Below are 5844 nucleotides of genomic sequence, written 5' to 3'. Positions count from 1 at the left end.
GCTGGAATGGGTGGTCAGCCACCCCGACCGGGTGCGCGCGGCGCTGCTGCTGGCGGTCGGCGCGCGCGCCACCGCCGATCAGATCGGCACCCAGAGCACTCAGGTCGCAGCGATCAAGGCCGACCCGAACTGGCAGGGTGGTGACTACCACCGCAGCGGTCGCGCGCCCGAGGCCGGGCTCGACATCGCCCGTCGCTTCGCGCACCTGACCTACCGCGGGGAGATCGAATTGGACACTCGGTTCGCCAACGGGGCGCAGAGCGACGAGGATCCGGCGGCCGGCGGCCGTTACGCGGTGCAGAGCTACCTCGAACACCAGGGCACCAAGCTGGTGTCCCGGTTCGACGCCGGAAGTTACGTGGTGCTGACCGAGGCGCTGTCACGGCACGACGTCGGCCGCGGTCGCGGCGGCGTGGCTGCTGCGCTGCGCCGTTGTCCGGTGCCGGTGGTGGTTGCCGGCATCACCTCTGATCGGCTCTATCCACTGCGCCTGCAACAAGAGCTGGCCGATCTGCTGCCCGGCTGTAGCGGTCTACAGGTCGTCGACTCGATCTACGGCCATGACGGTTTTCTGCTGGAGACCGAAGCCGTGGGTGGGTTGGTGCAGCGGGCCCTCGAGATGGCCGCAGGTGAGTGTCCCCGGTGACTGACTCCCGACACGCCCGTTCGCTGTCCTTCGGCCCACAAGCAGCTGCATACGAGCGTGGCCGGCCGTCCTACCCTCCGGAGGCCATCGACTGGTTGTTGCCGACCGGTGCCCGCGATGTGCTGGACCTCGGCGCCGGTACCGGTAAGTTGACCACCCGGCTGGTGGAGCGCGGGCTGGACGTGGTCGCGGTGGATCCGCTTGCCGAGATGCTGGAAGTGCTACGCGAATCCCTGCCGGACACACCGGCGTTGCTGGGCACCGCCGAGGAGATCCCGTTGGCGGACAACAGTGTTGACACGGTGCTGGTGGCCCAGGCGTGGCATTGGATCGACCCGGCGCGAGCGATTCCGGAACTGGTCCGGGTGTTGCGGCCCGGCGGGCGGCTGGGCCTGGTGTGGAACACCCGGGATGAGCGGCTGGGCTGGTTACGCGAACTGGGTCGCATCATCGGTAGCGACGGCGATCCCGGCCGAACAAAGGTGACCATGCCCGAACCCTTCACCGACACGGCCCGCCATGAAGTGGAGTGGACGAATTACTTGACGCCGCAGGCGCTGATCGACCTGGTGGCCTCGCGCAGCTACTGCATCACCTCCCCGGCCGAGGTCCGCACCAAAACGCTGGACCAGGTCCGCGAGTTGCTGGCCACCCACCCCGTGCTCGCCAACTCGGGAGGCCTTGCCCTGCCCTACATCACGGTGTGTGTGCGGGCGACATTGTCAACCTGAGGTATCCTTAAGCCCATGACTGCGGAGCACTTCGACGTCGTCATCGTAGGAGCGGGCTTCGGCGGCATCGGTGCGGCGATCCAGCTTAGGCGGCTCGGATTTCACAATTTCGTCATCCTCGAGCGCGAGGGCGACCTGGGCGGCACGTGGCACGTCAACCACTACCCCGGCCTGGCCGTCGATATCCCCTCGACCACCTACTCCTACTGGTTCGAGCCCAACCCGCACTGGTCACGACTGTTCGCGCCGGGTTGTGAGCTGAAGCAGTACGCCGAACGTATCGCCGACAAATACGACCTGCGCCGCCACATGCGGTTCAACACGGCGGTCGAAGGCGCGCGCTGGGACGAGGACGAGCGGGTGTGGCGGGTGGCGCTGGCCGGCGACGAGACGCTGAGCACACGCTTCCTGATCACCGCGACCGGGTTCCTGTCACAGCCGCGCACCCCGGAGATCCCCGGTATCACCGACTTCGACGGCAAGGTCATCCACTCCACGGCCTGGGATCACAGTTACGACCTCCACGGCCGTCGCGTCGGAATCATCGGAACCGGCGCGACAGCGGTGCAATTGGTCCCTGAGCTCACCAAGCAGGCCGCCGAACTGACCGTGTACCAGCGCACGCCGATCTACGCGGCGCCCAAGATCGACTTCACCATCCCGGTATGGCTGCGTCAACTGTTCGCTCGGGTACCGCTGCTGCAGCGGACGTTCCGGCTGGTGACCGACGCCCTCTTCGAGCTGGCGACGGTAACCGTTGTGCTGCACTACCGGGGCTTCCGGCGGCTCAACATTGCCGGCGCCGACCTGGCCAAGATCAACCGCTTCGTCTGGGTCCGCGACAAGGAACTGCGCAAGAAGCTCACTCCGGGTTACGACTTCGGCTGCAAGCGGCCCACCTGGTCCAACTCGTACTACCGTGCCCTCGCCAAGCCGCATGTCCACCTGGAGACCAACAGCATCGAGCGCATCGAGCCGGACGGCATCATCACCACCGACGGACACAAGACCGCCATCGACACCCTGGTGCTGGCCACCGGTTTCGACCTGTGGGAAGCGAACTTCCCCGCTATCGAGGTGATCGGGCGGGAAGGACGCAACCTCGGGAAGTGGTGGCGCAACAACAGGTTTCAGGCTTATCAGGGAGTGTCGATTCCGTACTTCCCCAACTACCTGGGTTTGGCCAGCCCGTTCGCTTTCTCCGGGCTGTCGTTCTTCAACACCATGGAATACCAGATGCGGCACATGGACCGGCTGTTCGGCGAATTACATCGCCGCGGGGCAACGACATTCGAAGTGACCGAAGAAGCCAACACCCGCTTCCTGGACCGGATGACCGAGCTGCTGGACAAGACGGTGTTCCACGCCGGTGACTGCGCCACCTCGCGGTCTTACTACTTCAACCCGAGCGGAGAAGCCACGCTGCTGCGGCCCACGTCGACGCGCAACGCGGTGCGGGAGCAGCTTGACTTCCCGTTGAGCGATTACGCGTTCGGCTGAGCCCGCCTACTTGGTGCCTAACGGGTCGATCGTCCACGCGATGTAAAAGATCGCGGCCGCGACGGCCGCTGTCGCCACGAAGTCGCTGCCTTTGCTGCGCACCACCAGAAGCCCGGCCCGTTCGTCGGTCAACACCAATCGCAGCACCGCGGCCACCGAGACGCCGATGCCGATCATCAGTGCGCCGCGACGCCAGAAGTTCGCCGCCGCCAACGCGAACGCCACGACGAAGACCAGCACAACCAGCACGATCGGCCACTGCGCAGCGAATACCCTGCGAGTCGCGGCTCGCACGCTCACTACCCTGCCTCGGCTAATTCCACGACGTTGGTCAGCAGGAAAGCCCGCGTCAGCGGGCCGACACCGCCGGGGTTCGGCGACACGTGACCGGCCACGTCCCAGACATCGGGATGCACGTCGCCGACCAGTCCGGCCTCGGTGCGGCTGACGCCGACGTCGACCACCGCGGCACCCGGTCGAACCATGTCGGCGGTCAGCAGGTGCGGCACACCGACGGCGGCGACGATGATGTCAGCCTGTCGGGTCAGCGCGGGCAGGCCGCGGGTTGCGGTGTGGCACAACGTCGCGGTGGCGTTCTCGGAGCGGCGGGTCAGCAGCAGCCCCAACGGACGGCCCACCGTCACACCGCGGCCGATGACGACCACGTGTGCCCCGGCAATCTCGATGTCGTAGCGCCGCAGCAGATGCACGATGCCGCGCGCAGTACAGGGCAGCGGGGCCGGGTTGCTCAGCACCAGCCGGCCCAAATTGGTGGGGTGCAGCCCGTCGGCGTCCTTGAGCGGGTCGACGCGTTCCAGCGCAGCGTTCTCGTCGAGATGTTTCGGCAGCGGCAACTGCACGATGTAGCCGGTGCAATCAGGGTTGGCGTTCAGCTCGTCGATGGTTTCGTTCAGCTTGGCCGTACTGATGTCGGCGGGCAGATCCCGACGGATCGACGTGATGCCAACCTTGGCACAGTCGGCATGCTTGCCGCGGACATAGGCCTGCGAGCCGGGGTCGTCGCCGACCAGGATGGTGCCCAGTCCTGGCGTGCGGCCCGAAGCGGTCAAAGCGGCCACCCGTTCTTTCAGGTCGACGAAGATCTCGTCGCGGGTGGCCTTGCCGTTCAGCGTGATAGCAGCCACGCCTGACAGTCTGGCACCCGCCCGGATCGCCGGCGCGGTCGCCCGATAATGCCGATCCGCTGCGCCCGGCTTCGCCGCGCTTGCGATCGCCATTACGCTCCCCTTATGTCCACCGCCCCGGACGTGTTCGCCCCGGCCAAACTGGGCCCGTTGACGCTGCGCAACCGCATCATCAAAGCAGCGACGTTCGAGTCGCGCACACCGGACGCTCTGGTCACCGACGACCTGATCGAGTACCACCGGCAGCCTGCCGCGGGCGGCGTCGCCATGACGACGGTGGCGTACTGCGCGGTGTCTCCCGGCGGGCGCACTTCCGGTGACCAGATCTGGATGCGTCCGGAGGCGGTGGCCGGGTTGCGCCGGCTCACCGAAACCATCCACGCCGAGTGCGCGGCCGTGAGTGCGCAGATCGGTCACGCCGGCCCGGTGGCCGATGCCCGGTCGAACAAGGCCACCGCACTCGCGCCGGTGCGTTTCTTCAATCCGATCGGCATGCGGTTCGCCAAGCAGGCCACCCACGACGACATCGCCGACGTGCTGGCAGCGCATGCCAACGCCGCCCGGCTGGCCGTGGACGCCGGGTTCGACGCCGTCGAAGTACATCTCGGCCACAACTACCTGGCCAGTGCATTTCTGAGCCCGCTGATCAACCGCCGCGACGACGAGTTCGGCGGCTCGCTGGCGAACCGGGCGAAGGTCGCGCGCGGCTTGGTGATGGCGGTTCGCCGGGCCCTGGACAAGGCCGGGGCCACACACATCGCGCTGACGGCCAAGCTGAACATGGCCGACGGGGTGCGCGGCGGCATCACCGTGGAGGAAGCGCTGACCACCGCGAAGTGGCTGCAAGACGACGGCGGGCTGGACGCGCTGGAACTGACCGCCGGCAGCTCGTTGGTCAACCCGATGTACCTGTTTCGCGGCGACGCGCCGGTCAAGGAGTTCGCCGGCGCCTTCAAGCCGCCGCTGCGCTGGGGCATCCGGATGACCGGTCACAAATTCCTGCGCGAGTACCCCTACCGCGACGCCTACCTGCTGCACGACGCCCGCCGGTTCCGCGCGGAGCTGACGATGCCCCTCATTTTGCTCGGCGGTATCACCGACCGGGCGTCAATGGACTTGGCGATGGCCGAGGGCTTCGAGTTCGTGGCGATGGCGCGGGCTTTGCTGGCCGAGCCCGACTTGGTCAACCGCATCGCCGCCGAGGCCGACGGGCACGCCGTGCACTCGAAATGCACGCACTGCAATCAATGCATGCCGACCATCTACAGCCGAACCCGCTGCGTCGTCACCGGCGCACCGGACGCTCACTGAAGTTGCAGGCCCGACGGTCACATCCGTGAATCTGCGCCGGCAACCGACCATCACAAGCAACGCCCGGTGACGATGCGGGCGGCGAAGGCGTATCACTGAAGTGACCACGCGCCGCCGCGGATACTGCGGGTCAAGTAAGTCGACCGGCTAAAGTTGGACCGATGAGTCAAGCAGCGCCGCCCGACCTGACCGTCAGTTACGACGGGTCGCAGCGCACCTTCGCCGCCGGCCACGACGTGGTCATCGGGCGTGATCTACGCGCTGACATGCGGATCACGCACCCGCTGATTTCCCGGGCGCACCTACTACTGCGTTTCGATCAGGGCCGGTGGCTGGCCATCGACAACGGCTCACTGAACGGGACCTTCGTCAACGGTCGCCGGGTGCCGGTGATCGACATTTACGACGGGCAGTCGGTCAATATCGGCAATCCCGATGGACCGCGCCTGCGCTTCGACTTCGCCCGCCACTCCGGTGCGGCCGGCCGGCCGCCGATGACCGCGTCGATGCG

At 66.9% G+C, this 5844-nt stretch carries 6 protein-coding genes and 1 pseudogene; 5 read left to right on the top strand and 2 right to left on the bottom strand.

What is annotated here, in order from left to right; all coding sequences use genetic code 11:
- The 3 genes and pseudogenes from WA317_RS17370 to WA317_RS17360 form a co-directional block, all read left to right on the top strand.
- Positions 1 to 646: pseudogene (locus WA317_RS17370) on the top strand (homoserine O-acetyltransferase MetX); the annotation flags it as partial.
- Positions 643 to 1377 (top strand): class I SAM-dependent methyltransferase, encoded by a 735-nt coding sequence (locus WA317_RS17365; RefSeq protein ID WP_425174210.1) that lies wholly within the window; start codon positions 643 to 645, stop codon positions 1375 to 1377. The pseudogene WA317_RS17370 and the gene WA317_RS17365, both read left to right, overlap by 4 nt.
- A gap of 15 nt (positions 1378 to 1392) precedes the next feature.
- Entirely contained in the window at positions 1393 to 2877 is a 1485-nt protein-coding gene (locus WA317_RS17360) for a flavin-containing monooxygenase (RefSeq protein ID WP_425174209.1), read from the top strand.
- A 6-nt stretch (positions 2878 to 2883) separates the two neighbouring features.
- On the opposite strand, the gene WA317_RS17355 is transcribed toward WA317_RS17360, so the two are convergent.
- Together WA317_RS17355 and WA317_RS17350 are read right to left on the bottom strand one after the other, a co-directional pair.
- Positions 2884 to 3177: a DUF3017 domain-containing protein gene (locus WA317_RS17355; RefSeq protein ID WP_425174208.1), complete on the bottom strand. Its 294-nt coding sequence runs from the start codon at positions 3175 to 3177 to the stop codon at positions 2884 to 2886.
- Positions 3177 to 4022: a bifunctional methylenetetrahydrofolate dehydrogenase/methenyltetrahydrofolate cyclohydrolase gene (locus tag WA317_RS17350; RefSeq protein ID WP_425174207.1), complete on the bottom strand. Its 846-nt coding sequence runs from the start codon at positions 4020 to 4022 to the stop codon at positions 3177 to 3179. Before WA317_RS17350 ends, WA317_RS17355 begins: the two co-directional genes overlap by 1 nt.
- A gap of 105 nt (positions 4023 to 4127) precedes the next feature.
- On the opposite strand from WA317_RS17350, the gene WA317_RS17345 reads away from it, so the two are divergent.
- Both WA317_RS17345 and WA317_RS17340 read left to right on the top strand, forming a co-directional pair.
- The gene (locus tag WA317_RS17345) at positions 4128 to 5333 is read left to right on the top strand and encodes an NADH:flavin oxidoreductase (protein ID WP_425174206.1); all 1206 of its coding nucleotides are present in this window, start codon (positions 4128 to 4130) and stop codon (positions 5331 to 5333) included.
- A gap of 161 nt (positions 5334 to 5494) precedes the next feature.
- A partial coding sequence (locus WA317_RS17340) for an FHA domain-containing protein (RefSeq protein WP_425174205.1) occupies positions 5495 to 5844 on the top strand: 350 nt, incomplete at its 3' end.

It is taken from the genome of Mycobacterium sp., from assembly GCF_049802695.1.
In the GTDB taxonomy this organism is placed as follows: domain Bacteria; phylum Actinomycetota; class Actinomycetes; order Mycobacteriales; family Mycobacteriaceae; genus Mycobacterium.
Note: the sequence above shows the minus strand (reverse complement) of the source record. Positions and strands in the feature narration are given on the sequence as shown.